Raw genomic sequence first — 26,361 nt, forward strand, 5'->3', positions numbered from 1 at the left:
TTCTTGCTTAATGAAGTTAGTATTCCGCTAGCTCACGCATCGCTTTTTCGACTTTATCTGGATTGATCATGAAGAATTTTTCCATTGTTGGTGCATAAGGCATAGCTGGAATATCAGGACCAGCAAGACGCATAATCGGTGCATCTAGGTCGAATAAGCAGTTTTCTGCAATTATAGCCGCAACTTCCCCGATAATACTACCTTCTTTGTTATCTTCTGTTACTAGCAAAACTTTCCCTGTTTTAGAAGCGGCTTCTATAATTCCTTCTTTGTCTAAAGGATAAATAGTACGTAGATCTAAAACATGTGCAGAAATACCGTCTTTTTCTAAACGTTCGGCAGCTTGTAATGCAAAATGAACAGCAAGACCATACGTTATAACCGTAATATCTTCCCCTTCACGCTTCACATCTGCTTTCCCAATTTCAATAGTGTAATCTTCTTCGGGAACTTCCCCTTTGATAAGGCGATACGCACGTTTATGCTCAAAGAACATGACAGGATCTTCATCGCGAATAGCTGCTTTTAACAAACCTTTAGCATCGTATGGAGTAGATGGAATAACAATTTTCAAGCCTGGTTGGTTAGCAAAAATTGCTTCTACCGATTGAGAATGATAAAGTGCTCCGTGAATTCCCCCACCAAATGGTGCACGGAAAACGATTGGACAAGTCCAGTCATTGTTAGAACGGTAACGAATACGTGACGCTTCGGAAATAATTTGGTTAACAGCAGGCATGATAAAGTCAGCGAACTGCATTTCTGCAATTGGACGTAGTCCGTACATTGCCGCTCCTATACCAACTCCAGCTATCGCAGATTCTGCAAGAGGCGTATCTAATACTCGGTATTCTCCAAACTCATCATAGAGACCGTTTGTCGCTTTGAATACTCCACCCTTACGACCAACGTCTTCCCCTAGAACGAAAACGCGTTCATCACGAGTCATCTCTTCTTTCATTGCAAGTGTGATTGCATCAATATAAGACATGATTGCCATTATGCGTTCCCCCCGTCTTTTTCAGCGTACACATGTAATAGCGCACTTTCTGGTGAAGCATATGGAGCACTTTCTGCGTAATCCGTTGCTTCATTTACTTCTTTCATAATGCGATCATTAATCTCTTTTTCTAATTCTGTTGGTAATATATCTAAATCACGCAAATATTTTGCGAATGTAATAAGTGGATCCAACGCTTTACCTTCTGCAATGTCTTCTGCAGTACGATATTGTCTGTCATCGTCATCTGAAGAGTGAGCTGTTAAGCGATAAGTTACTGCTTCTATTAAGCTCGGGCCACCGCCATTACGCGCACGATCTGCAGCTTCCTTCACCACTCGGTAAACTTCGATTGGATCTTTGCCGTCGACCGTCACACCAGGCATTCCATAACTAGATGCTCGCTCTGCAACCGTTTTACTCGCAACTTGACGCTCAAATGGTACAGAAATAGCATAGTTATTGTTTTCAACCATTGTAATACATGGTAATTGATGAACTCCTGCAAAATTTAGACCTTCATGGAAATCCCCTTGGTTAGAAGAACCTTCTCCTAGTGTTACAAATGTAATGAAGTCTTTTTTCTCAATTTTCGCAGCTAATGCGACTCCCACAGCATGTGGTAATTGAGTAGTAACAGGTGAAGAACCAGTTAGAATTCTATTTTTCTTTTGACCAAAATGTCCTGGCATTTGACGACCACCCGAATTTGGATCTTCCGCTTTTGCAAAAGCGGAAAGCATTAGATCTTGGGCAGTCATTCCAAAGTGTAAAACAACTCCCATATCACGGTAGTAAGGTGCAATATAATCCTTTGTGTTATCTAGCGCAAAAGCAGCTCCTACTTGCGCTGCCTCTTGACCTTGACAAGAAATTACAAAAGGAATTTTTCCAGCACGGTTTAATAACCACATACGCTCATCAATACGGCGTGCCATTAGCATCGTTTCAAACATTGTTAACACATCTTCATTTGTTAAACCTAATTCAGCATGACGATTTGTCATTAGTACTCCCCCTTTATTAATAGACAAGCAGTTTTGTATTTACTTTAATCCTTGTATTATCTAATATTGGACATCTTAAGCGCTTTTCGCTGCTAAACGGCGTCTGCCGCTTTCTAGTTATGAATGGCTTTTCCATCTACTGCTAGTGCTGCTTCTCCCATTACCTCACTTAGAGTTGGGTGTGGGTGAATGGTGTGGGCAATTTCCCATGGTGTTGCGTCAAGAACCATTGCTAAGCCAGCTTCTGAAATAAGGTCAGTAACGTGTGGACCGATCATATGAACGCCTAGAATGTCATTTGTCGCTTTGTCTGCAACGATTTTAACAAAGCCATCTGATTCGCCGTATACTAGTGCTTTTCCAATCGCTTTAAATGAGAATTTACCAACCTTCACATCAAATCCTTGTTCCTTAGCTTGTAGTTCCGTAATACCTACGCTGGAAGCTTCCGGATTTGAATAGATACAACGTGAAACTAATGCATAGTCAATTGGAGTGATCTCTTTACCAGCAATATGTTCCATCGCCGTAATTCCTTCATGACTAGCTACATGTGCCAGTTGAAGTCCACCAATTACATCCCCAATTGCATATATATGAGATTCTTTTGTTTGGAATGTTTCTGATACTTGGATAAATCCTTTTTCTACAACGATATCTGTATTTTCAATGCCAATACCTTCTACATTAGCTTGTCTGCCAACAGAAACTAACATTTTTTGTGCTACAAAGGTTTTTGTTTCACCGTTTATTTCAGCAGAAATTTGCACTTCTTTTTCTTTTGTTTCTAATGTTTCTGGAAGTACTTTTGCGGACGTTACAAATGTTATCCCTTTTTTAGCAAGTAGCTTTTGCATTTCTTTCGAGACATCTTTATCCTCTGTCGGTATGATACGATCTGCATATTCAACGACTGTGACCTCTACCCCAAAATCATTAAGCATCGATGCCCATTCAATTCCAATTACGCCGCCACCTACTATTAGTATAGATTTCGGTAACTCTGTCATAGCAAGTGCTTCATCAGAACTCATCACAAATTCTCCGTCAATCGTTAATCCCGGTAAAGTTCGTGGTCTAGAGCCAGTAGCAATTACTACATTTTTAGGTATAAGCATTTCATTTTCGTCGCCACTGTTCATCTCTACCGATATAGTTCCACCTGGTGAAGGGGAGAAGATTGATGGCCCTAACATTCTTCCAGTACCTTCGTAGACATCTATTTTTCCTTTTTTCATCAAGCCTTGTACGCCTTGATGTAATTGGTTGACGATAGACTCCTTACGCGCCTGTACTCTACTAAAGTCGAGTGTTACCTCTCCCGTATTTACACCAAAATCTGCTGCATGATTTTTAGTAGTTGCATACACTTCGGCACTACGAAGTAATGCTTTACTCGGAATACACCCTTTATGTAAGCAAGTACCACCTAAATTTCCTTTTTCAATGATTGCTGTTGTTAATCCAAGTTGAGCTGAACGTATAGCAGCAACATATCCGCCCGTACCGCCACCGATAATTACTACATCATAATCTTTTGCCAACTGACCCATCTCCTTAAATTTTCATCTAAGAAGGCCGCTTACTTTAAAAGAAAGACGGCCTACTTTAGTTCATTAGATGAAATTAGTTGTTTTCTTAACGTCCGTTTAAGATATGTTTGCCATTTTGAAGGAATTGGCTACGTGATTTACTTACACGTGCAATTCTTTCTTCTGCTAAACGGTCAGCAGCGACATATGATGGCACACCATCGCGTTTGGAAATTTCAAAAATACGCTCAATTTTATCGTAAATAGTAGCAACACGTTTCATCGCACGATCTGCGTTGTATCCATTTAATTCATCTGCTACATTAATAACGCCACCTGAGTTAATAACATAATCTGGTGCATAAACAATGCCCATTTCATGGATTAGATCTCCGTGTGTAGTATCACGTAACTGGTTGTTTGCTGAACCAGCAATTACTTTTGCTTTTAGTTGTGGGATTGTATTGTCATTAATAATTGCACCTAAAGCACATGGAGCAAAGATATCTGCTTCTACTGAGTAAATATCGTTTACATCTACTTGAACTGCACCGAACGCATTTACTGCACGGTCAACTGAAGTTTGGTTAATATCTGCAACGATTAGTTTCGCGCCTTCTTTGTGTAGGTATTCGCAAAGAGTATATGCAACGTTTCCTACACCTTGTACTGCAATCGTTTTACCTTCTAAAGAATCTGAACCGAATGCTTCTTTAGCCGCAGCCTTCATCCCTACATAAACTCCGTAAGCTGTTACTGGTGATGGGTTACCCGATGAACCGAATGCTTCTGAAATACCTGTTACATAATTCGTTTCTTCATGGATTAAGTCCATATCTGCTACAGTTGTTCCAACATCTTCTGCTGTAATATAACGACCATTTAACCCTTGGATGAAGCGACCGAAAGCACGGAACATTTCTTCATTTTTGTCTTTTAATGGATCTCCGATTATTACGGTTTTACCGCCACCGAGATTTAAACCAGCAGCTGCATTTTTATAAGTCATCCCTTTTGCAAGACGCAATGCATCCTCAATAGCTTCTTCTTCCGTAGCATAGTTCCACATACGTGTCCCACCAAGTGCAGGCCCTAAAGTAGTATCGTGAATGGCAATAATTGCTTTTAACCCTGAAGTTTTGTCTTGGCAAAATACCAATTGTTCGTAATCGTAAGTTTCCATATATTTAAAGATTTCCATGTGTAGTTCCTCCTAGTAGTTAAATGGGTCTAACTTATATATTCAATACCCCTATTGTTTGAAGTGATCCCATTTATGCTAAATGATATTTTTCTAACTTGTAATATAATGTACGGAGTGAAATATTAAGTTGTTTGGCAGTTTGTGACTTGTTTCCTCCACAAACTTTTAATGTTTGTGCCAATACTTTCTTTTCCATTTCATCCATTTGCTCCGCTAGCGTACCAAGTGAAGTCTCTCCCTTGTCCTCATTTGGTAAGACTAGCATTGATTTTGGTAAGTGATACTCTTCCACTATTCGATCGTTCGGCTGTAAAAAGATCATCGAACGACTTATAACATTTTCTAGCTCTCGTACATTCCCCGGCCAATCATATAATAGTAAACTTTCCATTGCTTCTTCTGAAAAGCCTTCTATATTGCGACCAAATTCTTGATTTAAACGGACAAGTAAATGTTCCGCGATTGCCGGAATATCCTGCTTACGATTGCGCAAGGAAGGAATATGAATGGGCATTCGATTCAATTGATAATAGAAATCTTCTCTAAAAGTACCTTCTAGCATGGCTTTTTCGAGATTCAAACTACTAGATGCTATAATTCTCACATCCACTGGTATCGATGTCGCACCGTCCACTCGAATGATTGCATTTTCTCTAAGAACACGGAGCAGTTTGGCTTGTGTCTTTTTCGTAAGTTCCCCAACTTCATCCAAGAAAATGGTTCCATTTGTTGCTTGTTCAAAAAAACCATGTTGTATATATCCATCTTTTTCCGAACCAAATAGCTCAGTTTCTAACAAATACTCTTCCAAAGAGCTGCAATTAACACGAAGGAACGGATGATTTGCACGTTCACTTTCACTGTGTATCGAAAGCGCAAATAAATCTTTCCCAGACCCGACCTCTCCCCTTAAGAGAACGGTTATCGGAACATTTGCCGCTAGCTTAGCCTGCTCAATTGTAAAGTTTATCTCGTTTGATGTACCGACGATATCTTCAAAACTATAAGTTGCGCCTAACGTTCTGATGAGTGTCCGTGCATGGTCTAGTTCTTTCATTAAGCCACGCATTTCCGTCATATCGTGAATAACACCTACACTACCTTTTAGTTGTTGGTTAACAATAATAGGTGCGACATTGACGATTACATCTTTTTTCTGTTTTCCTACTCGTAGATTTACACCACGGATAGGTTTACGAGTTTGTAGCACTTTCAAGTGGATACTTTCCCCTTCAGAAATATCTGCCGTTGCGGGTTGCCCAATTACTTCAGCTTCACTAAAGCCAGTTATTCTAGTATAGGCTGGGTTAATAAGAATCCCTTTACCTTCCTCATCCACAACAGAAATAGCGTCATCACTTGAATAAATAATTGCTTCTAGCATTTTTTGAATTTCTGTTAAGTTAGTAATCTCTTCGGCTAGTCGAACTACTTCCGAAATATCCTTAAAAACTGCAATTGCACCAACCTGTTTTCCTGCTTCATCTATCATCGGATAACGCGAGGTAACAATTTTGGTACCGCTTTCAAGAATAAGTTCTTTGTTTAGCTCAACCCTACCTGAATCGAACACTCTTGGTAATTCACTTAATGAGATTACCTCATGCACATGTTTTCCAATGGCATTACCGACTGATATATGCGTCATTTTTTCAGCACTTTTGTTGAATAAATTCACGATACCTTGATCATCAATACCAATCATACCTTCTTCAATTGAATTGAAGATTAACTCTTGCATCATCTTTTTTTGATCAATAATGTTTATATATTTATTTTTTTCTTCTAAAAGTGAAACAATTAAGTTGGCGATTTCGCCTGGTATTAATACCGCAGTGGCAGGTCTATTTGCAAGAAGCTCATGAAATACCTCTTTGTTTCCAGTGACATCAATGATGATCTGAATATCTCCATTTAGGAGAGGTTTCCAATCTGTATATGTAGGAATATTATTCTCTTTTGCAAGTTTTAACCCGGGAGCATTTTCATCAATGTCTACAATAGCTTTTACTTGAAGGTACTCAGCTTGTTGTATTAATTTCAAAAGTGCATATCCTCCATTACCAGCGCCTACTATTATTATGTTTTGCAAGAATATGCACACCCCCATTAATCATCTGCAACTTATTGCACTTCTCATTTATCATAACGCAAGTTTCTTTCGTTGACAATCATATTGTTGATAGTAAAATTAAATTAGTAGGAACAGGAGTGAAAAAAATGGCTCGTTTAGCGGCTTTAATCGTGTTATTAATTCCTGGAATTTTAGCAGCATTTGGGATTAAATTAATGAGAGATACGTTTTTCGGATTACAAATCCTCCCTATTGGTGGCTTGGCCATTCAATTTATAAGCGGATTAATATTTACAGTTCTTGGATTAGGCTTCTTTGCAGGCTTCCTATTGAACCGTGATCGTAAAAATGGGAAAGTAGCTCCACGATTTCAAAAGAAAAAGACGTAGACTATAATAGTCAGCGTCTTTTTTGTTGTTGCAACACTTTTTCAGGATAATCAGTAATCCATCCAATGACAGACTCATGGGGATGTTGAATATACTTCTCGTTCCCCTTAATGTTATAAAAGCGCATCGGATAACCAGCATCCCACACTCTTCTCATCAAATCAGTATCATAAAATTTTTTATTGAAGTGAATAGCATCTATTTCTTTAATGGACAACACATAATCCCAATCAGAATTTTTTTTGCCTATAAAAGCTGTTTGGACATCACTTTTCATCGCATGTATGGTTTGTAGTACACTAAATTCAAAAGAAGAAAAGTGAACATCTGCAATTGGTGATGCCATTTCTACAACTTCTCTAATCTTTTCATTTTTCCCTAGAAAGGATTCTTTCAATTCAACATTTAACTTAATTCCTAAGGGTGTCACAAAACGAATGAATTCATCAAATGTTACAACTCGGGAATAAAGAAATTTACGGTAAAACACTCGACCAAGCTTTAGTTGCAAAATTTCTTCTGCTAGCATATCCGTAATTCTTCGCTTGTTTCCGGCAAGTCGAAAAAAGTCGATATCATGCGTGACAAAGGGTACGCCATCTGCTGAAAGCTGTAAATCTAGTTCAATCCCATCTACCCCAAGTTTCACAGCTCTTTTAAAAGCTTTCATAGAATTTTCTACTGTTTTGACTGCAGCTCCACGGTGAGCATACACAGGTATATTAGACATTTAACTCCCCATTTTCCAATTTGAATTTTCCTTTAGTTTGCTTCGTTAAATAGGAAGACTTGTTTCCAATTTGAATAACAGTTCCAGGATTTGCTTCTCTTTTAATATCGATGAAATAATCCGATGTTTGTCTTAACATTTTCAAGATCCGCTGTATCTCTTCATCTAACTCTTTTACTTTACGCTTGGTTTCATTGTATTTTTGCTTAGTTTGCTCGTATAAGGCTACTTGTTGAACAGACATAGAGCTTTTAAATTGGTTCAATTGACTTAAACTAAAGTTGAGCTTTGTTGTCTCTTCCTGTAGCTTCATCATTTCTTGTGCTTTAGTTTTAGCATTTTCCGTTAAAATTTTACGGTCAATTCCCTGTACAACTAACTCTGTTTTTCTTTCTGAGTTGTTACCAGAATATGCAGTACTAATTGAATTGATAGCAATCGCTTTACCACCAATAATTTTCCCTTTGCGTTCATCTACAACAAGTTTATCACAAAAAATTGTAGCTCCTAGAGAATAAGCTCCTATTTGTATAGTATCTTTTGCCTCTAATGTACATTCATTTGCATGCTTAACAAAAATATTTTGATGGGCTTCGATCGTTGTAATCCCTTTCCCGAAAATCCCACCTTTAATGAACACATCTCCCTCAGTCGATTTTATCAGTTCGGCTGCATGTACACCTTCATTGGAATCAATGGAGATATCCCCTGAAGCTATTATGGAATAACCAGCCATTACCGTTCCTCTAACTTGGATAGATCCATCAAATTTTAAATTTCCTGTTTCCAATCCAACATCGCCATCTATAACTAGATGCTTTTGTACCGTAAGCACTCCGTTAAGTTCTCCTATTACACCTTTTGTTTTAGAACGAAGGACTGTCTTCCCTTCTTCTTCTACTTCATAAGCTGATTTAGTATCATATTTCAACAGCGAATCATCACCCATTATAGGAGGAACTATCTCTCCGAAAATATTCTTACCTGGCACACCTTGCTGAGCAGGGATTTTTTCGCCAAGCCAAGATCCTTCACTAATCTCTACGAGGAAGTTCATATCAAAGTAATCTGCTTTCCCGTCATCATTGATCACTGGTGTTTTTTCGGCTTGTTGTAAATAAGTAATTTTGGCATTGGCACCTTTTTCAGGTGGAAGTCCCTCTGCAATTATGTAGGATTTACCTGTTTTAATCGACATTAAATCTAAAGACCGTTGTCCGAATATAATGCGATTGTCTTGTAGAAGTTTATGTATATTCATTTGAAGATTCTCTAGATTATCTTGTATAAATTTTGGAGATTCATATATAGTGAGAAACGCTTGCATTTTATCACTGCTTATTTCTAATTCCATACTATCTATCCAAGCGCCCAATTCTATTGGCTCATGAGAACCGCTCTCAACTGCTTTTTTTACAGCCATAAAATCTAATATTTTAAGTCTTGGATGATTTCTAGTTAATTCATCCACCTTTTTTAAATTATAGCGTTCCTTTTTTATAGTCATAAATACTCGTCCATTATCTGTAGAAAGTATTATTTCATCATTTTCTATAATTATCATAACTTGCAACACTTCCTCTCAATATTATTATACTCAGTATCGAAAGAGGTGGAATAAATATTTTGATTAAACTAAATATATCGCTATTAATACCTAACAGCTTTTGCTAAAAAAATTGGAACTATAAACTGATACAGATAAATAGTCACACAAATTTCTCGTATAAAGGGTATAAAGTCTTTAACAGTAGATATTTCTTCAACGTAAAAAGTACTTGTACGCACAGTAGGTTTGGACTTCAAAATTTAATATATTAAAAAGCCAGCGAATAAAGAATCCGTTGGCTTTAGAAGGAGTATTTTTGAAGTTAACAATTAAGCATCCAAAACAGTAAAATTTAACTAGCCATATTCTCCATACGAATCTTATCTGCGATCATCGCGATGAACTCGGAATTAGTAGGTTTGGATTTTAGGTGGTGGACGGTGTATCCAAATAATTTAGAAATAGTTTCATAGTTTCCACGGTTCCACGCAACCTCGATTGCATGTCTAATTGCTCGTTCTACACGGGATGGTGTCGTTTGAAACTTTTTAGCTATTTCTGGATATAAGACTTTCGTGATGGAACCTAATAATTCGATATCACTGTAGACCATTTGTATAGCCTCCCGCAGATAGGAATATCCTTTAATATGCGCAGGTACGCCAATTTCTTTAATAACATTGGTAATGATATTGTCAATCATTCGCTTATTTTGTAGAGCTTCTTTTTCAGGGCTATTTTTAACAGGTGTTTCTTGAACAAAGCCTTTTTTGCCTGCTACTTGTTTAATCTGTGTTACTAAGCGTTCGAACTCAAATGGCTTAAGCATAAAATAAGATGCACCCAGGTCAACTGCTTGTTTCATAACATCCTCTTGCCCAAAAGCTGTAAGCATAATTACATGGATATCTTTAAGTTTATTGTCTCTTTGTAGATTATCTAAAACGGCGATTCCGTCTAAATGAGGCATAATAATGTCGAGTAATAACACATCTGGTTGAGTAGACTCCAAAAGCTCTAAACAAAGTTTCCCATTAACAGCTGTCCCAATAATTTCAATTTCCGGATGTTGATCGAAATAAGATTCCATCGTACGAATTAAGTCTTTGTTGTCATCCACAATTGCAATTTTTATCTTTTCCATTTTCTCATCCACCTTTTGTAATTTTTCACTCAGGTATTATTCTCTTTAATACGCCCAAATCCTTTATTGTTGTTAAAAATAAGGCTTTTATAATACAGTTTCGTTACGTTGCGACAAAGTTTTGAATATTATAACATTGATGTCGAATTATCTTTATATCCATATTATACCTAAATGTGTAAAAAGGGTAGACCTAAATTTCGGTCTACCCCTTTATTTATTCATGGACTCTTTTTCATCATTTCCGTAATCGCTAACGCAGCACCATTTTCTGGTCTATCCACATACATATGAGTAATAACACCAATTAGTTTATCTTTTTGCATAATCGGACTCCCACTCATACCTTGTAAGATTCCACCTGTCTTTTCTATGAGCTTTTTGTCCGTTACAGTAAACTGAAATATATGACCTTCTACAGAAGAAATTTCTATTGCGAAATCCTGAACTTTTTTACCATCGATGGAGGTACGCATAACTGCTTTACCTGTCACTATTTCTTCTGGATCTACAATTTCTACCTCTTGCATAGATATATTTTCTAATGCACTATTGTCCAATTTTCCGAAAACACCGTATACATTATTTTCATTTACTCCACCTATCGGTAGCGTATTTGAAGTGTGGGAGGTTATTTTATAGCCAGGATTTCCTGGAGTACTTTTCTTTATCTGCTCTATTGATGATAAATATATTGAACCTTCCGAGAAATTCGGAGTAATTCCAGACTGTTGGTCCACTATTTGATGACCTAAGGCACCAAATTCTTTTGTATTTGGATCAAAATAAGTTAAAGTACCAATGCCTTCTGTTGCATCTCTCAAAAATGGAAGTAATTTCACCATTTGATTTGGAGTAATGCTTTTCGTATACTTTTCTTTTTTATGCTCATACTGGATAATAATTTGTGTACTATCTTTTAAATGACTTTTTACGTCAATTAGATTTGTCACTGGCTTGTTGTTGATCAGATGAATCGAGTCACCCGTGCGCAGCCATTCATCATCTGAAATTAAAACATCATTATTTACAAAAACGGTACCATAATGTAAATCAATTTGAATGGACTGTCCGAGTGGTACTACTGAAGTCTGTTCTGCAAAAGCTGAATTGTTTGCGAAGAATAAAGTAAAGAAGAGTAGTGGCATTAGCGACCATTTTCGATAGTTTTTCTGCATATTTCACCTCCCTATATTGATACTATGTCCTAGAAAATGTCCGCTATGAGAGGTAAATAATTGATAAAAAAAAGACCTTAGTTAAATAAGGTCTTTAGACGTTTCTAATAATTTTTTTTCGATCTTTTGCTAAAGTTAATAGTTCTTTCGAATGCTGTAATGTTGTGTTTGTGATTTCTGCCCCAGACATCATGCGACTAAGTTCTTCCGCTCGTTTATCGTTTTGCACTTCTTCTAAAACAGTAAACGTGCGATTTCCACTTACTTCTTTTTTAATCATTAAATGCTGATCTGCCATTGCAGCAACCTGTGGTAAATGAGATATACAAAGTACTTGAGAATTCGAAGCAATTCCTGCAATTTTTTCTGCAATCGATTGAGCAACTCGTCCACTTACTCCCGTATCAACCTCATCAAAAATGATGGATGTGATACCTTGATGTTTGGAAAAGATACTTTTGAGTGCCAACATCATTCGAGAAAGTTCTCCGCCTGAAGCAATTTTAGTTAATGCTTTCAAAGGTTCCCCTACGTTAGTTGAAATGTAAAATGATAAATCGTCTAATCCATTTTCATTGTAAACTGCCTTCACAGTCTCATGAAACATAACCGAAAAAGTGGCCTTTTCCATATACAATTCTTGTAACTGCTCCATAATAGCAACGCTTAATCGTTTTGCTGCGCTTTTACGTTTATCTGTTAAATCCGTTGCTTCTAGTTCCAAGTCAATTTCAATTTGATGTATTTTTTCAGTCATTTTTTGAATTTGCTCATCACGATTCACTAATTGGTCTAAACTATATTGAATCTGATCTTTGTATGTAAGTATCTCTTCAATAGAGGGACCATATTTTCGTTTTAACGTTTGGATAGTAGCTAAACGTTCATCTACAATTTGTAGCTGGTTATTATCAAATTCCATCTCATCCAACTCATTTTTCAGTTGATAAGCTGCATCCTGTAAAATGTAAAATGCTGACGATACATTTTCACTTAGCTCTTGCATATTCTTATCCATATCTGCGATATCTTGAAGATCTGCCATAGCAGTTCCTATATAATCCAACCCTTTAGATTCATCTAGTATGGCATCATAGGCGCTACTCATCTTATCAAATACTTTATGAAAATTTTGTAATTTCTTTTTCTGTTCCTGTAACTGTTCCTCTTCACCAATAACTAAGTTTGAGTCAGCAATTTCCTCAACCTGAAATGTATACAGATCGATTTTGTGTGCAATCTGTTGTTCATTCTCTGATAGTTTGTCTAGCTCTTTTTTCCATTTTTTATATTGCTTATAAAGTTCTTGATAAGAATCTTTTACTTCTTTTAAGCTTTCTCCTGCAAATTGATCCAATAGATGAATATGTGCCTTATCATCCATCAATTCTTGGCTCTCATGTTGGCCGTGGATATCTATTAAAGAAGCACCAATTTCTCTTAAAATACCGATAGTTACAAGTTTCCCGTTTATTCGACAAACGCTTTTTCCTGAAAGATTGATATCTCTTCGTAAAATAATAGACTCGTCTTCAAAATCTATCCCAATATCCTCTAGTTTTTTAATCACTCCATGGCTAGGATTAGCTATTAAAAACAAACCCTCTAATTCTGCTTTTTTAGCGCCATGTCTGATAAATTCATGTGAGCCTCTACCACCGCATAACAAATGTACCGCATCAATAATTATAGACTTCCCTGCTCCAGTTTCTCCTGTAAGAACAGTAAGCCCTTCTTCAAAACTAACTGTCAATTCATCAATAATGGCAAAGTTTTTTATCGTTAGTTCTTTCAACAATAGTTTTCACCTCATTTTAGAGCATTTCGAGTAAGCGCTCTTTAATAACTAGACTGTCTTGTTCTTCTCTACATAGGATTAAACAAGTGTCATCTCCACAAATAGTTCCCAGAATTTCTGGCCAGTCTAAGTAATCTATTAAGGAGCCTATTGCATGAGCATTACCAGGTAACGTTTTCATCACTAAAAAATGACTTGCACCATCGATACTAACAAATGCATCAGACAGGGCTCTTCTCAATTTTTGAATAGGATTAAAGCGTTGGTCTGCAGGTAAACTATACTTATAATTACCGTTTGGCAACGGTACTTTTACTAAATGAAGTTCTTTAATATCTCTCGAAACAGTAGCTTGCGTGACATTATATCCCGCATTTTTTAGAGAGTCTACTAAATCATCCTGTGTTTCGATTTCGTGTTTTGCAATAATATCTCTTATGCGAATATGTCGTTGTCCCTTGTTCATATGGGGTTCACCTCATTGTATATTTATACTATTTAATTTATACAATAGCATTGGTTTAGAAAAGTAACAAGAAAAAAGCGACTCTTTTACAAGAGCCGCAAGATTATTTAAGGAGTTGATGTGCTTCGCCTACTAGTTTATCGAAATCGATCTGATGCGGAGAGAACTCCTCATCGACAATGTTCGTAAGATGAAATAAAAATTCGATATTTCCTTCTCCACCCGTAATAGGAGAGAAAGAAGCACTTTTTAGCTGAAAGTGCTGACTTTCTGCAAAATTAGCTATATCATTCAAAACATCGATATGCACTGCTTTGTCTCGAATTACACCTTTTTTCCCCACTCGATCTTTGCCTGCCTCAAACTGAGGTTTTACAAGGGCAATAACATCACCATTAGGTACTAAAATTGTTTTTAAAGTTGGAAAAATAAGCTTTAACGAAATAAATGATACATCAATCGATGCAAAGGATGGTAAGCCCTCTAAAAAATCTGCAGGTGTTGAATATCTAAAATTCGTTTTTTCCATAACAGTTACACGATCATCTTGTCTAATTTTCCAAGCTAACTGGTTGCTTCCTACATCTAAAGCATAAGCATGCTTGACTCCATTTTGTAAGCCACAATCTGTAAATCCACCTGTGGAAGAACCGATATCAAGCATGATTTTGTTTTCAATATTCAAGTCAAATTGTTCTAACGCTTTTTCTAGCTTTAATCCACCGCGGCTAACATACTTTAATACCTGACCCTTTATAGTTAAAACAGAGGTGTTTTCCACCTTTTCTCCAGGTTTGTCTATACGCTCTTCGTTTTTATAAATAAGCCCTGCCATAATCGCACGTTTAGCCTTTTCTCTCGTATCAAATAATCCTTGTTCTACTAATAGTACGTCCACGCGCTCTTTCGGAATTTTAGTCATGACGGAATATACCTAGATGGTTCATTCACTTTTTTAGTCACTACTTTGACAATTTCATCCGTAGTCACATGAATTTCTTCCAGTAATTGATTTACTTCGCCATGTTCGATAAAGATATCAGGAATTCCTATACGATGTACATTTACTTGTAGGTTGTTCTCATTATAAACTTCTAGCACCGCACTACCGAAACCACCTTGAAGCGCACTCTCTTCCACTGTAATAATTGGAATATTACGCGCTTGAAGGTCTAGTAGCATTTTTGTATCTAGTGGTTTTATAAAACGAGCATTGATCACTTCAACGGAAATATTATGTTCGGCAAGTACTTCTGCTGCTTTCATAGCCATAGGAATTGTTGTTCCAAATGTTAGGATAGCTGCCTGTGTACCTTCTTTTAGTACTTCCCAAGTACCAATTGGTATTGTTTTCAATTCTTCATCCATTGGTACACCAAGACCATTTCCTCTTGGGTAACGAAGTGCTATTGGTCCATCAGAATATTCGAAGGCAGTTTTAACCATATGCTGTCCTTCATTTTCATCTTTAGGCATCATAATAACCATATTAGGCATATGACGTAAGAAAGAAATATCAAATACCCCTTGATGAGTTTCTCCATCTGCTCCAACCAAACCAGCTCGGTCAATTGCGACTACAACATTTAAGTTTTGACGACAAATATCATGTAGCATCTGATCATAAGCACGTTGAAGGAATGTTGAATAAATAACAAGCATTGGCTTCATACCATCTGCAGCCATCCCAGCAGCCATTGTAGTAGCATGCTGCTCTGCAATACCTACATCGAACATACGAGTTGGAAATTCAGATGCAAATCCTTCTAGTTTAGATCCGACTGGCATTGCTGGAGTAATCGCTACAATACGTTTATCTGTTCTTGCAAGCTTCCTTGCTGTTTCTGCAACAAGTGCACTCCATGAAGGACCTTTGGATGCGGATTTGATCAAATCCCCAGTCTCCATTTTATAAGGTCCTGTTCCATGCCATGTGCCGATTTTATCCAACTCCGCTGGTTTAAAGCCTTTACCTTTTTTCGTAATAACGTGTAAAAGTACCGGTCCTTTCATCTTCTTCGCATATTGTAAGTTTTCTTCTAATGCTTCAAAGTCGTGGCCATCGATTGGTCCAAGGTACGTAAATCCAAGTTCCTCAAAAAACACACCAGAAACTAGTAAATACTTCAGACTATCTTTTACTCGTTCTGCAGTTCCTGCAAGCTTTCCGCCTACCGCTGGAATTTTTTTCAGCAATGATTCTAGTTCATCTTTTGCTTTGTTATAAGTTCCATGAGTACGCAGTCTTCCTAATACATTGTGTAGAGCACCTACATTTGGAGCAATAGACATTTCGTTATCATTTAATATAACGGTAATATCCGTTTGCTCATGCCCGATATGATTTAATGCTTCTAGCGCCATACCACCTGTTAGTGCACCATCACCTATAATTGGCACCACATAGTTTTTCTTGTTTTGTAAATCTCTCGCTTTTGCCATACCCATTGCAGCTGAAAGGGACGTTGAGCTATGTCCTGCTTCCCAAACATCATGTTCACTTTCAATACGCTTTGGAAATCCACATAATCCTTTAAACTGACGTAACGTATCGAATTGATCCGCTCGGCCGGTTAAAATTTTATGGACATATGCTTGATGTCCTACATCCCAAAGAAATTTGTCTTCTGGGCTATTAAATGCTTTATGCAAAGCTATAGTAAGTTCTACAACACCTAAGTTTGGCCCAATATGCCCACCAGTTACGGATAAATTTCCTATTAAAAACGATCGAATATCTTCACTAAGTTCCTTTAATTGTTCATTATCTAAACTTTTTAAAAAGGATGGGCTAGAAATTGAAGTTAAATCCATTGCCATCACACACCTTCTATTAGATTTCCTTCTTTACAACTAGTTAATATCATAGCAATAAACGGCTAAAAAACAAAATTATTAGCTACTATTTGGTTCTTTTCGTAATATAATTGGCGAATTCTACTAGTAAACCATTTTGCATTTGTATACTTTCTAATGCTTGAAAAGCAAGATTATACCGATTTTGAAGCTCTTTTTTTGCACCTTCCATTGTCAAAATTGAAGGATATGTATTTTTTTCGCTTATTAAGTCTTTCCCCGCAGTTTTACCCAATTGCTCTGATGTACCTTCTACGTCAAGAATATCATCTTGAATTTGGAATGCCAGCCCAATATGAAAGGCGTATTCTTCTAATGCACTCATTACTTCCTCGGACACATTGGCAATAATAGCTCCAGCCAAAATACTGTAAGACAATAATGCACCTGTTTTGTTCAAGTGAATCTCTTCCAGTTGTTCTAAAGTTAAAGTTTGACCTTCCCCAAGCATATCTAATACTTGGCCTCCAACCATGCCTTCAGCACCAGCAGCGAAGCTAAACTTATCTATTAAAGCTATTTTTAGTTCAGGTGATATATTTGGAAGTCTCGCAATTATACCGAAAACAAGTGTAATAAGAGCATCTCCCGCTAAAATAGCCAGTGCTTCTCCAAATACAATGTGATTGGTAGGCTTTCCGCGACGTAAATCATCATTGTCCATCGCAGGTAAATCATCATGGATTAACGAGTATGTGTGAATCATTTCAATCGTACTTGCCACAATAATGGCATCCTCATTTTGAACATCCAATTCTTTTAAAACTGCAAGCGTATACAGTGGTCGCACTCTTTTTCCACCTGCTTGAAGTGAATAGAGCATAGCATCTTTTAAAGGCTGAGGTGCCTTTAAATCTTTTATAAGGTCATGTAATGTTTTATCAATAAGGGGCTGATTGGTTTCAATAAATGAAGTTAATAAATTACTCATGGACTCCACCAGCATCTTCTTTGTTTTCATCCATAAATGTCACTAATTGTTTCTCTGCCTTTTGTAATTTGTCACTACAAACTTTAGAAAGCTCCATACCTTTTTGATACAACTCTATAGCACTTTCTAAAGGTACGTCGCCTTGTTCTAACTGACGAACGATATTTTCTAATTGCAGCATTGCTTCGTCGAATAGAATATCCTTTTTAGTCATAAATATTAATCCTCACTTTCTTTCACTTCAACTCGCCTAACGATTGCTTCTAATTGACCATCTTGTAATGTAACAAATATAGAATCATCTTTTTTTACATTTTCCACGGATTTAACTAGTTGACCTTCTTTGTATATAATACTGTATCCACGATCCATAATCTTTAATGGATTTAACGCTTCTAATGTTCGAATAGAACTAACAAATTGCTGACGATGTTTTTCAAATGTGGATAGTGAAGCTTGGTTCAATTGGTTCGTTACAGATTGTACAGATTTATGATGTTGATCGATTACTTTTTTTGGAGATAATTGAGAAAATCTATTTTTAACTTGTAAAAAATCACGTTGTTTGTCTTTAAAGAGAAAACTAGTTTCTCTTTGTAGCTGCTGTTCCGTACGAACGAACCTTTCTATAAAAGGACGATATAATTTCTCTGGGGTTGCCAGTACAGGTGATTCCATAGCCCGGTTATATCTATTTTTTTCATCTGTTATACGTTTCGTAATGAAGTGTAAGCTAGCCGATTGGAATGATAAAATATTTTGCATTAGATTTTCTTTGCTAGGTACTGCCATTTCAGCTGCAGCTGTTGGGGTTGGAGCTCTTAAATCAGAAACGAAATCAGCAATAGTTGTATCTGTTTCATGACCGATTGCGCTGATGATTGGAACCTCGCTGTTAGCAATAGCTCTAGCTACAACTTCCTCGTTAAAAGCCCAGAGATCCTCAATAGAACCTCCCCCTCGTCCTACGATTAAAACGTCTATATCGCCTGTTCGATTGGCTTTTTCAATAGACTTCACAATAGAAGGCGCAGCTTGAGGTCCTTGAACGATACTAGGATATACGATTACTTCAGAAATAGGATAACGGCGTTCCAATGTAGTGAGGATATCTCGTATAGCTGCTCCGGTTTTAGAAGTGACCACACCAATTTTTTTCGGAAATGTTGGTATGGCTTTTTTGCGACTTGGATGGAAGAGTCCTTCTTGTTGCAATTTCTTTTTTAATTGTTCAAAAGCTAAAAAAAGCTCCCCTATACCGTCCGGCTGTATAGTAGCAGCATATAACTGGTATTGTCCAGCTACCTCGAATACATTTATATCTCCTGTTACGAGTACATTCATGCCACTTTCAGGAACAAACTTTAACGTTTTGGCATTCATGGCAAACATAACTGAAGTAATTCGAGCAGCATCGTCTTTAAGCGTAAAATAGATATGTCCGCTAGAATGAACTTTCACATTAGAAAGCTCCCCTTTAACATACACATCTCGCAAATGTGTATCCGCATCAAATTTCCGCTTTATGTATTTCGTTAAGGCTTTAACAGTTAAGTACTTACTCGGCTCTGTAGTCACAAAAACAACTCCATTAGTATAAAAATAAATTTACTTGAGTCAATCTCATAAGACATATGAAACAGTGAAATCCGAACAATGTTGATTATCGCTTCAGGCGACGCTTTCCGTGGGCACGGCTTCAATCACGAAATCCACTTTGTATAAAAGGATAATTAAATAAAATATCACATAAAAACTCGTATTTTATATTAAAATAAGTAATTACGAAACTTACTCACTTACTGAATCATTTATAAAATAACAGATAAAAATAGAGCATTCTCAAATTCAACAGTGATTACAAGACGATTTATCTAGACCTAAATCTTAATCTAATTCTTCTTAGCATAGGCTTTGCAAAATCTTATTGATAGGTACTACTCCCTTAATTGATTGAAGTGAAATGTGGCGACTCCAGCGGGATGAGTGAGACAGATGAGATATCACAACGACGCGTAGCGACGGTGATAGCTCATCGCTCACCCCGCGGAAAGCGTCCACATGTAACGGAAATCAGTAGCATTAACAGATTAGCAGCTCACTGTATTTGTCATTCAATTTAAAAGCTGTCTTTCATAGAAAAACAGCTCCACAATTATTTATTAGTTAATGTATTTTCAGCCGCTAAACAAGTATTTTCCATTAGCATTGCGATTGTCATCGGACCTACCCCACCAGGAACTGGAGTAATTTTAGAAGCTACTTTTTGAGCAGATTCGAAATCCACATCACCACAAAGCTTGTTGTTCTCGTCGCGGTTAATGCCTACGTCAATGACTACAGCACCTTCTTTTATGTAACTTGCATCTATCATTTTAGTTCTACCAGTTGCTACAACTAAAATATCCGCTTGTTTCGTAAAAGAATGTAAATCCTTTGTTCTAGAATGACAGTATGTAACGGTAGCATCCTTTTGTAGCAATAATTGTCCCATTGGTTTACCAACAATGTTACTGCGACCAATAATAACAGCATGTTTACCTGCAATTTCTACATCACTATATTCAAGTAATTTCATTACGCCAAAAGGTGTACATGGAAGGAACGATTGTTGACCAATCATCATTTTTCCCACATTTTCCGGATGGAAACCATCTACATCTTTTTGTGGTGAGATAGCTGCGATTACTCTGTCCTCATTAATTTGAGGAGGCAAAGGCAATTGAACTAAAATACCATGAATTTTGTCATCAACGTTTAGTGCCTCTACATTTTTAAGAAGCTCCACTTCAGAAATATTTTCGTCCAACTCTATTTGTACGGAATACATACCTAAACGTTCACACGTTTTTGCTTTGTTGTTTACATATGTTTGTGAGGCCGGATTATTACCTACTAAAACTACTGCTAATCCTGGAACGACACCTTTAGATTTTAGGTTCTCCACACGTTCTTTCACTTTTTCTGTAACTAAACCTGCAATTTGTTTTCCATCAATTTTTGTAGTAGACACTTCATAAGCTCCTTAAGGCAATGTAGATTATTGCTCAGTATATTTAGATAAAACACCATTTACAAAACGACTTGACTTTTCGTCACCAAATATCTTAGAAATTTCTAATGCTTCATTAATGACAACTTTAGCTGGAGTTTCTTTGTTATAAAGTAATTCAAATACTGCTATTCTTAGCACTGTACGTTCAATCTTCGGAAGTCTGGAAAGCGACCAGTTTTCCAATTTATCTGTTAATGTTGCATCTATTTCCTCTTTGTAATTCACGACTCCAGTTACTACTTGAGTTAGGAAAGGATCTGTCTCTTCCGTCACATGCCCAATAGCTTCTTCTATGGAAATTTCATGATTATCTAATTGAAATAGTGCTTGTAATGCTAATTCTCGAGCTTGTCTTCGTTTCATAATTTAGTTCTCCTTTAAATGTAACTATCTAGACAATCATAGCATATTTTTTTGTAGTATGCGCACTAGAAAGGCAAAAAAAGAAAGAGCTATCTAACTAATAGCTCTTTCTCTTTTATTCTACTGTATCGAATTGTACACCTGTAATATGTACATTCACTTCTTTAGGAGTTAAACTCGTCATATTTTCAATTGCTTGACGAATTTGAGATTGTACTTCTCTAGCAACTTTAGGAACGGAAGAGCCATATTTTACTAGGCAATATACGTCTATAAACAAGCCATCATTGTTTATCTCCGTTTTGATCCCTTTACCATGTACTTTTTTCCCTAGACGTTCCACTACACCTGCAGCAAAGTTGCCTCGTGTACCAGCAATTCCCTCTACTTCGGTTGTAGCAATACCAGCAATTACAGTAATTACTTCGGGAGCTATTTCAATTGTCCCTAGATCTTCTTTTCCTTCAGGAGTCATTTGAACAAACTTTTGTTCAGTAGTTTCTGTCATATCATTCACTCCTTATTATGAATTCATTACATCATATTTTTCTAAGAATTTCGTATCAAAATCTCCTGACTTAAATACTTCATGATTCATGAGCTTCGAATGGAATCCAATAGTAGTTTCGACTCCCTCAATCGCAAATTCACTTAGTGCACGTTTCATTTTAGCAATTGCTTCTTCTCTAGTTGCTGCATGAACAATAAGCTTTGCAACCATTGAATCATAAAACGGGGGAATCGTATAACCTGGGTATACAGCTGAATCTACCCGAACTCCTAATCCACCTGGAGGCAAGTAAAATTCAACTAATCCTGGTGAAGGCATAAAGTTTTTAGAAGGGTTTTCTGCATTGATACGACATTCAATTGCCCATCCATTAAGTTTAATATCTTTTTGTTCGAATGGCAACTTTTCGCCAGATGCCACTAAGAGCATTTGTTTGATAAGATCCACGCCTGTAATCATTTCTGTAACAGGATGCTCCACTTGAATACGTGTGTTCATCTCCATAAAGTAGAATTTTTGAGCTATATGGTCAAAGATAAACTCTACAGTGCCTGCACTTTCATATCCAACAGCAAGTGCGGCTTTTACAGCTGCTTCACCCATCTCTGCACGAAGCGCTTCTGACAACGCAGGAGAAGGGGCTTCTTCCACTAGCTTTTGCATACGACGCTGCACGGTACAATCTCGCTCACCTAAGTGAACTGCATTTCCATGGCCATCTGCTAACACTTGTATTTCTACATGACGGAATATTTCAATGTATTTCTCTAAGTAAACACCAGGATTACCAAATGCCGCGGCTGCTTCTTTTTGAGTTATTTTAATGCCATTTAGAAGATCTTCCTCATCTTTTGCAACACGGATACCTTTACCGCCGCCTCCAGCTGTTGCTTTGATAATTACAGGAAAGCCTATTTCATTTGCAACTTTCAATGCATCTTCATCCGTTTCTACAATACCTTTAGATCCAGGCACTGTTGGAACTCCTGCTTTTTGCATTGTTTCTTTTGCAACGTCTTTAATCCCCATGCTTTTAATGGCAGAGGAAGTTGGTCCGATAAATTTAATATCACATTCTTCACAAAGCTCAGCAAACTCCGCATTTTCTGCTAGGAATCCATAACCAGGATGAATTCCATCACAACCGGTAAGTTTTGCTACAGTAATAATATTAGAGAAATTCAAATAAGAATCCTTCGAGAGTCTTGGTCCTATACAGTAAGCCTCATCAGCAATCTGAACATGAAGCGCTTCCCGATCCGCTTCTGAATATACAGCGACTGTTTCAATATCTAATTCTTTACATGCACGTATTATACGGACAGCTATTTCTCCGCGATTGGCAATTAGTACTTTTTTCATCATCCTAGCTCCCTTCTTAGTTTCCTTTAACGAGGAACAGAGGTTGACCATATTCAACTAATTGTCCATCTTTCACAAGAATTTCTACTACTTGCCCGTCAATTTCAGCTTCAATTTCATTAAACAGCTTCATTGCTTCCACGATACAAACAATCGAATCAGCAGATACTTTCGTACCAACCTCTACGTATGCTGCTGTATCAGGAGATGAAGATTGGTAGAATGTTCCTACCATTGGTGAAATAATCGTATGTAATGAACTATCCACAACACTTTCAGTAGTAGCTTCTTCTACAACTTGTTGCTTTGGTGCTTCTTGAGCGACTGGTGCTTTTACTTCTACTTGTTTTGGTTGTTCGATTATAGATGAGCTCTCAAACGTTTCACTCGTAGAATTTACAAAACCTTTTTCATTCTTTTTCAATTTAATCTTAGTGCCTTCTGATTCGTATAAAAATTCATCTAAAGAAGACTGATCTACTAGTTTAATAATTTCTCTAATTTCTTGTATCTTCATTTTGTTTAATCCCCTTTAATCTACATTATTTATAGCTCCATATTCTATTTTAGACTTTTTTACGCAAATTTGAAATAGATAGAGCTAATTATTCTGAAATAATAAATAAATGATGCCTTATCAATATATTGAAAGTCCTTTGTTAGAGGGTTTCAAAAACATTTTAGTCTTTGCTTATTTTATCAATAACAATAACTTCAAAAGCATATTTATACTATTTTTTCTTCCTTTTGGTTTATATCAAAAAAAAAGCGCCTATTCAGGCACTCTTCAAAATTACTATTTAGATTACTCGCCATCAAAGTTTACTTCAACATTATATGCTTTTGGCCACTCACGTTTCACTGCATAAATAATCTCAGATGCTTTTTTAGTTGATTGTTCGTTAGAAACAACGTCTATTAAAACATCACTCTCTTCGATTCGTACTAATGCATCATCGTAACCTAATGATTTGATGATTAACTCCAGCATCGCTTCTGTAGAATCTATTTTAACTAGCTCTTCAATTTTGTTATATGCCTCGTCTTTTTGTTCTGCTGTGAATTCATTGGAACCTACTTTTGTAGTTAGCTGATCGCGTAATTGACTACGTTTTTCTGTAACTTCCATTCTCATTTCTTCAAATGCATTGCTCTGTGAAACGAATGATTCCTCATTTGTTGATGACGTTTCTACTAGTCCTACCTCATCTATCGTGTCATCGGAAAATAAAGCAATTCCATCGAATGGTGATGGTTGATCCGATACATAAAAAACTGTTACTACTGCAACTAGACTAAATAATGTTAAAAACCATACAGATCTCTTTTTATTCATATTTTTTATCCTCCAATTCCATTTCTTCTATCACAATTCGATGTGGAGATATTTGCAATACAGATGATAGTGTTTTTATCAAACTATTTTGTATACGTTTGTCGTTCGCCCCTTCCGCAACTACTAGTATTCCAATCAAATTCTCCTTGTCCTTTTTAGTCTCACTTGTCCACTGGAAAAATGATAAATCACTTTCCGCATTCTTTTCAGAGCTCTCTTCGTAATGGAAATACACTGCAACTTTGCCCACTCCGTTTATCTTCTCTAAAATCGAAGTTAGGTTTTCTGTAGTTTGGTTGACAGTTTCTTCGGGTTTAACAACTTTCCCCTCATCACGAGTGAGTAAATCAGAAAAAAGAAGACTTATGAAAAGGACAGCTATACAAATAACAACAAAACGAAAAGTGGGTTTTTGTTTTAATGAAATTTGATTCACCCTTCTTTTCATGCTGGATACAATACTTTATGCAAGACAACCTGTTTATATGAAGAGAAAGCTCAGAATCCAATAGATAATTGCAATTTTTACAAGAAATCCATTTCGTTCCGTATCTGTATGCTCCAATAAGATAGAAAGAAACTCACCGACTAGAACAATTATTAAAATACCAAAGAGAAGTGTCGTAACGATGGTTACTATCCTTTCCCGCTTATTAATAGTTTTGCAAATAGCATGGTTAATATAATTGTGAAAAAAAATGTAAACGCGATTAATACCGAAATAATAGATAGTACAAATAGCGTTTTTCCAATGTCATCTAACAATCCACTTATATTACCTTCTACAAACGGTTCCAAAATAGCACTAAGTAAACGATATAGAAAAGCAATGAGAATTGTTTGGATCGTTGGAATAGACACTAACATTAGCACTGATAGAATTACTGCATTTCCGGTTATAACCGAAGCAGATGAGGAGAAATTTTTCATCGTACTAATACTTTCTGTTAGTAAAGATCCAACAAAAGGAATATTATTTTGTATAAGTCTTTTCACAGTCTCATTGACAGTTCCACTTACGGACCATGTTATGACACCATTGACGGACATGAAAATACTATATAACAGTAGAATAATAGAAGTAGATCCAATTAAAGTTAGCCGGATGAGATCAGCCATTTTGGCAAAAGAAGTTGGAGGATGAATTCTACTGATCAAATCAAATATAAACGCAGCCATTATAGCAGGTATTAATATTTTCCCAGCTAACACGGTAGTAAATGAGGCAAATAGCATAACTGCTGGATTCCAAGAGGTTATTAAAAATGCTCCACCAGAAGCTGCAATCCCTAGCGTTAAAATTGGATAAATCCCTAAGAAGAGAGTCACTAATTCTTTTGTCATCGCTTGAATCATCTCTAAAGAGCGGATAGCTGGCTCTAAACAATAGATACATATTATTAACATAAATAACAATTTCAATAATTTCTTGCTGGACGGGATAAACCATTCCAGACAAATAAAGATAAATCCAAATAATAGCATGTACGAAAAAGTTTGTGCTACCTCTTTAACCGGTTGCACTAAAGACATAAGCATCTCTTCCATAGCTGTTCATTCCTTCAAGAGAGTAGTCCCAAAATTGATATAAACTTGTCGTAAAATTGTTGCATATGATTCAACCAGACAATGAGTAAAATAGCTTTGGTCGTAAAAGTAAATAACGATGCCAGGCTTGTATATTCATAGTCCAAAAGCAGGTCTTCAATTATTTGCGAAAGGAACAATAGTACGACTGAGAATGTCAGTAGTTTGAAGACCGGTAATAGATTAGTTGGTAATACGTTGATATACTGGGAGACCAAAGGAATGATAAATACGGTTAAAATATAAGTTAAAAAGAGAAAAATGTAGATTGTATACACAATTGTATGAA

Annotated in this window: 25 protein-coding genes; 1 reads left to right on the top strand and 24 read right to left on the bottom strand. The window is 36.6% G+C overall.

What is annotated here, in order from left to right; all coding sequences use genetic code 11:
• Positions 1-16: 16 nt before the first annotated feature.
• The 5 genes from MHI40_RS10165 to MHI40_RS10185 all read right to left on the bottom strand — a co-directional run bounded on the left by MHI40_RS10165 (position 17) and on the right by MHI40_RS10185 (position 6,835).
• Positions 17-1,000: an alpha-ketoacid dehydrogenase subunit beta gene (locus tag MHI40_RS10165; RefSeq protein ID WP_093060707.1), complete on the bottom strand. Its 984-nt coding sequence runs from the start codon at positions 998-1,000 to the stop codon at positions 17-19.
• On the bottom strand, positions 1,000-2,007 hold the full coding sequence (locus tag MHI40_RS10170; RefSeq protein WP_093538445.1) for a thiamine pyrophosphate-dependent dehydrogenase E1 component subunit alpha: 1,008 nt from the start codon (positions 2,005-2,007) through the stop codon (positions 1,000-1,002). Before MHI40_RS10170 ends, MHI40_RS10165 begins: the two co-directional genes overlap by 1 nt.
• A gap of 113 nt (positions 2,008-2,120) precedes the next feature.
• A complete protein-coding gene (gene lpdA, locus MHI40_RS10175) occupies positions 2,121-3,551 on the bottom strand; it encodes a dihydrolipoyl dehydrogenase (protein ID WP_340762539.1) in 1,431 nt (476 codons plus the stop codon).
• Positions 3,552-3,645: 94 nt separating this feature from the next.
• On the bottom strand, positions 3,646-4,740 hold the full coding sequence (bcd, locus tag MHI40_RS10180; RefSeq protein WP_093538443.1) for a branched-chain amino acid dehydrogenase: 1,095 nt from the start codon (positions 4,738-4,740) through the stop codon (positions 3,646-3,648).
• A 73-nt stretch (positions 4,741-4,813) separates the two neighbouring features.
• Positions 4,814-6,835, bottom strand: a complete 2,022-nt coding sequence (locus MHI40_RS10185; protein WP_340762540.1) for a sigma 54-interacting transcriptional regulator — start codon at positions 6,833-6,835, stop codon at positions 4,814-4,816.
• Between the two features lie 128 nt (positions 6,836-6,963).
• On the opposite strand from MHI40_RS10185, the gene MHI40_RS10190 reads away from it, so the two are divergent.
• Positions 6,964-7,206 carry a DUF2627 domain-containing protein gene (locus MHI40_RS10190; RefSeq protein ID WP_093538441.1) on the top strand — a complete coding sequence of 81 codons (243 nt, stop codon included), beginning with the start codon at positions 6,964-6,966 and terminating at the stop codon, positions 7,204-7,206.
• Positions 7,207-7,216: 10 nt separating this feature from the next.
• Here the strand turns inward: MHI40_RS10190 and MHI40_RS10195 are convergent, their stop codons facing one another.
• The 19 genes from MHI40_RS10195 to MHI40_RS10285 form a co-directional block, all read right to left on the bottom strand.
• Positions 7,217-7,936 carry a glycerophosphodiester phosphodiesterase gene (locus MHI40_RS10195; RefSeq protein ID WP_340762541.1) on the bottom strand — a complete coding sequence of 240 codons (720 nt, stop codon included), beginning with the start codon at positions 7,934-7,936 and terminating at the stop codon, positions 7,217-7,219.
• Entirely contained in the window at positions 7,929-9,500 is a 1,572-nt protein-coding gene (locus MHI40_RS10200; protein WP_340762542.1) for a DUF342 domain-containing protein, read from the bottom strand. Before MHI40_RS10200 ends, MHI40_RS10195 begins: the two co-directional genes overlap by 8 nt.
• Before the next feature lie 337 nt (positions 9,501-9,837).
• Positions 9,838-10,629, bottom strand: coding sequence for a sporulation transcription factor Spo0A (spo0A, locus tag MHI40_RS10205; RefSeq protein ID WP_340762543.1), 792 nt, complete (start codon positions 10,627-10,629; stop codon positions 9,838-9,840).
• A gap of 221 nt (positions 10,630-10,850) precedes the next feature.
• Positions 10,851-11,807, bottom strand: a complete 957-nt coding sequence (locus MHI40_RS10210) for a SpoIVB peptidase S55 domain-containing protein (RefSeq protein WP_093538437.1) — start codon at positions 11,805-11,807, stop codon at positions 10,851-10,853.
• 94 nt (positions 11,808-11,901) lie between these two features.
• Positions 11,902-13,605: a DNA repair protein RecN gene (gene recN / locus MHI40_RS10215; RefSeq protein WP_340762544.1), complete on the bottom strand. Its 1,704-nt coding sequence runs from the start codon at positions 13,603-13,605 to the stop codon at positions 11,902-11,904.
• Positions 13,606-13,621: 16 nt separating this feature from the next.
• Complete coding sequence (gene ahrC / locus MHI40_RS10220; RefSeq protein WP_093538435.1) at positions 13,622-14,071, bottom strand: transcriptional regulator AhrC/ArgR; 450 nt, start codon at positions 14,069-14,071, stop codon at positions 13,622-13,624.
• 103 nt (positions 14,072-14,174) lie between these two features.
• Entirely contained in the window at positions 14,175-14,993 is an 819-nt protein-coding gene (locus tag MHI40_RS10225; protein ID WP_340762545.1) for a TlyA family RNA methyltransferase, read from the bottom strand.
• Positions 14,990-16,885 carry a 1-deoxy-D-xylulose-5-phosphate synthase gene (gene dxs, locus MHI40_RS10230; RefSeq protein WP_093538479.1) on the bottom strand — a complete coding sequence of 632 codons (1,896 nt, stop codon included), beginning with the start codon at positions 16,883-16,885 and terminating at the stop codon, positions 14,990-14,992. Before dxs ends, MHI40_RS10225 begins: the two co-directional genes overlap by 4 nt.
• 88 nt (positions 16,886-16,973) lie before the next feature.
• Positions 16,974-17,858 carry a polyprenyl synthetase family protein gene (locus MHI40_RS10235; protein WP_340762546.1) on the bottom strand — a complete coding sequence of 295 codons (885 nt, stop codon included), beginning with the start codon at positions 17,856-17,858 and terminating at the stop codon, positions 16,974-16,976.
• Positions 17,851-18,072 carry an exodeoxyribonuclease VII small subunit gene (xseB, locus tag MHI40_RS10240; protein WP_340762547.1) on the bottom strand — a complete coding sequence of 74 codons (222 nt, stop codon included), beginning with the start codon at positions 18,070-18,072 and terminating at the stop codon, positions 17,851-17,853. The genes MHI40_RS10235 and xseB overlap by 8 nt, the downstream gene beginning before the upstream one ends.
• A 5-nt stretch (positions 18,073-18,077) precedes the next feature.
• Positions 18,078-19,436: an exodeoxyribonuclease VII large subunit gene (gene xseA, locus MHI40_RS10245; protein WP_340762548.1), complete on the bottom strand. Its 1,359-nt coding sequence runs from the start codon at positions 19,434-19,436 to the stop codon at positions 18,078-18,080.
• 577 nt (positions 19,437-20,013) lie between these two features.
• Positions 20,014-20,871, bottom strand: a complete 858-nt coding sequence (gene folD, locus MHI40_RS10250; protein WP_340762549.1) for a bifunctional methylenetetrahydrofolate dehydrogenase/methenyltetrahydrofolate cyclohydrolase FolD — start codon at positions 20,869-20,871, stop codon at positions 20,014-20,016.
• A gap of 27 nt (positions 20,872-20,898) precedes the next feature.
• Positions 20,899-21,276 (bottom strand): transcription antitermination factor NusB, encoded by a 378-nt coding sequence (gene nusB, locus MHI40_RS10255; RefSeq protein WP_093538429.1) that lies wholly within the window; start codon positions 21,274-21,276, stop codon positions 20,899-20,901.
• Positions 21,277-21,391: 115 nt separating this feature from the next.
• A complete protein-coding gene (locus MHI40_RS10260; protein WP_093538428.1) occupies positions 21,392-21,784 on the bottom strand; it encodes an Asp23/Gls24 family envelope stress response protein in 393 nt (130 codons plus the stop codon).
• Between the two features lie 15 nt (positions 21,785-21,799).
• On the bottom strand, positions 21,800-23,152 hold the full coding sequence (accC, locus tag MHI40_RS10265) for an acetyl-CoA carboxylase biotin carboxylase subunit (RefSeq protein ID WP_340762550.1): 1,353 nt from the start codon (positions 23,150-23,152) through the stop codon (positions 21,800-21,802).
• 13 nt (positions 23,153-23,165) lie between these two features.
• Entirely contained in the window at positions 23,166-23,666 is a 501-nt protein-coding gene (gene accB, locus MHI40_RS10270; protein ID WP_340762551.1) for an acetyl-CoA carboxylase biotin carboxyl carrier protein, read from the bottom strand.
• A gap of 288 nt (positions 23,667-23,954) precedes the next feature.
• Positions 23,955-24,485 (bottom strand): SpoIIIAH-like family protein, encoded by a 531-nt coding sequence (locus MHI40_RS10275; RefSeq protein WP_093538425.1) that lies wholly within the window; start codon positions 24,483-24,485, stop codon positions 23,955-23,957.
• Positions 24,478-24,933 (bottom strand): hypothetical protein, encoded by a 456-nt coding sequence (locus MHI40_RS10280; protein WP_093538424.1) that lies wholly within the window; start codon positions 24,931-24,933, stop codon positions 24,478-24,480. The genes MHI40_RS10275 and MHI40_RS10280 overlap by 8 nt, the downstream gene beginning before the upstream one ends.
• Before the next feature lie 188 nt (positions 24,934-25,121).
• Positions 25,122-26,033: a stage III sporulation protein AE gene (locus MHI40_RS10285; RefSeq protein WP_093538423.1), complete on the bottom strand. Its 912-nt coding sequence runs from the start codon at positions 26,031-26,033 to the stop codon at positions 25,122-25,124.
• Positions 26,034-26,361 lie beyond the last annotated feature (328 nt).

It is taken from the genome of Psychrobacillus sp. FSL H8-0510, from assembly GCF_038008345.1.
In the GTDB taxonomy this organism is placed as follows: Bacteria; Bacillota; Bacilli; order Bacillales_A; family Planococcaceae; genus Psychrobacillus; species Psychrobacillus psychrotolerans.

Excerpts from the sequence above, each read along its gene's own strand:
- MHI40_RS10285 (WP_093538423.1), bottom strand. The coding sequence starts at position 26,033 with ATGGAAGAGATGCTTATGTCTTTAGTGCAACCGGTTAAAGAGGTAGCA.
- accC (WP_340762550.1), bottom strand. The coding sequence starts at position 23,152 with ATGATGAAAAAAGTACTAATTGCCAATCGCGGAGAAATAGCTGTCCGT.
- accB (WP_340762551.1), bottom strand. The coding sequence starts at position 23,666 with ATGAAGATACAAGAAATTAGAGAAATTATTAAACTAGTAGATCAGTCT.
- MHI40_RS10200 (WP_340762542.1), bottom strand. The coding sequence starts at position 9,500 with ATGATAATTATAGAAAATGATGAAATAATACTTTCTACAGATAATGGA.
- bcd (WP_093538443.1), bottom strand. The coding sequence starts at position 4,740 with ATGGAAATCTTTAAATATATGGAAACTTACGATTACGAACAATTGGTA.
- xseB (WP_340762547.1), bottom strand. The coding sequence starts at position 18,072 with ATGACTAAAAAGGATATTCTATTCGACGAAGCAATGCTGCAATTAGAA.
- MHI40_RS10170 (WP_093538445.1), bottom strand. The coding sequence starts at position 2,007 with ATGACAAATCGTCATGCTGAATTAGGTTTAACAAATGAAGATGTGTTA.
- dxs (WP_093538479.1), bottom strand. The coding sequence starts at position 16,885 with ATGGATTTAACTTCAATTTCTAGCCCATCCTTTTTAAAAAGTTTAGAT.
- MHI40_RS10260 (WP_093538428.1), bottom strand. The coding sequence starts at position 21,784 with ATGACAGAAACTACTGAACAAAAGTTTGTTCAAATGACTCCTGAAGGA.
- spo0A (WP_340762543.1), bottom strand. The coding sequence starts at position 10,629 with ATGGAAAAGATAAAAATTGCAATTGTGGATGACAACAAAGACTTAATT.
- MHI40_RS10275 (WP_093538425.1), bottom strand. The coding sequence starts at position 24,485 with ATGAATAAAAAGAGATCTGTATGGTTTTTAACATTATTTAGTCTAGTT.
- ahrC (WP_093538435.1), bottom strand. The coding sequence starts at position 14,071 with ATGAACAAGGGACAACGACATATTCGCATAAGAGATATTATTGCAAAA.
- MHI40_RS10235 (WP_340762546.1), bottom strand. The coding sequence starts at position 17,858 with ATGAGTAATTTATTAACTTCATTTATTGAAACCAATCAGCCCCTTATT.
- MHI40_RS10280 (WP_093538424.1), bottom strand. The coding sequence starts at position 24,933 with ATGAAAAGAAGGGTGAATCAAATTTCATTAAAACAAAAACCCACTTTT.
- MHI40_RS10165 (WP_093060707.1), bottom strand. The coding sequence starts at position 1,000 with ATGGCAATCATGTCTTATATTGATGCAATCACACTTGCAATGAAAGAA.
- MHI40_RS10195 (WP_340762541.1), bottom strand. The coding sequence starts at position 7,936 with ATGTCTAATATACCTGTGTATGCTCACCGTGGAGCTGCAGTCAAAACA.
- nusB (WP_093538429.1), bottom strand. The coding sequence starts at position 21,276 with ATGAAACGAAGACAAGCTCGAGAATTAGCATTACAAGCACTATTTCAA.
- MHI40_RS10190 (WP_093538441.1), top strand. The coding sequence starts at position 6,964 with ATGGCTCGTTTAGCGGCTTTAATCGTGTTATTAATTCCTGGAATTTTA.
- MHI40_RS10225 (WP_340762545.1), bottom strand. The coding sequence starts at position 14,993 with ATGACTAAAATTCCGAAAGAGCGCGTGGACGTACTATTAGTAGAACAA.
- MHI40_RS10210 (WP_093538437.1), bottom strand. The coding sequence starts at position 11,807 with ATGCAGAAAAACTATCGAAAATGGTCGCTAATGCCACTACTCTTCTTT.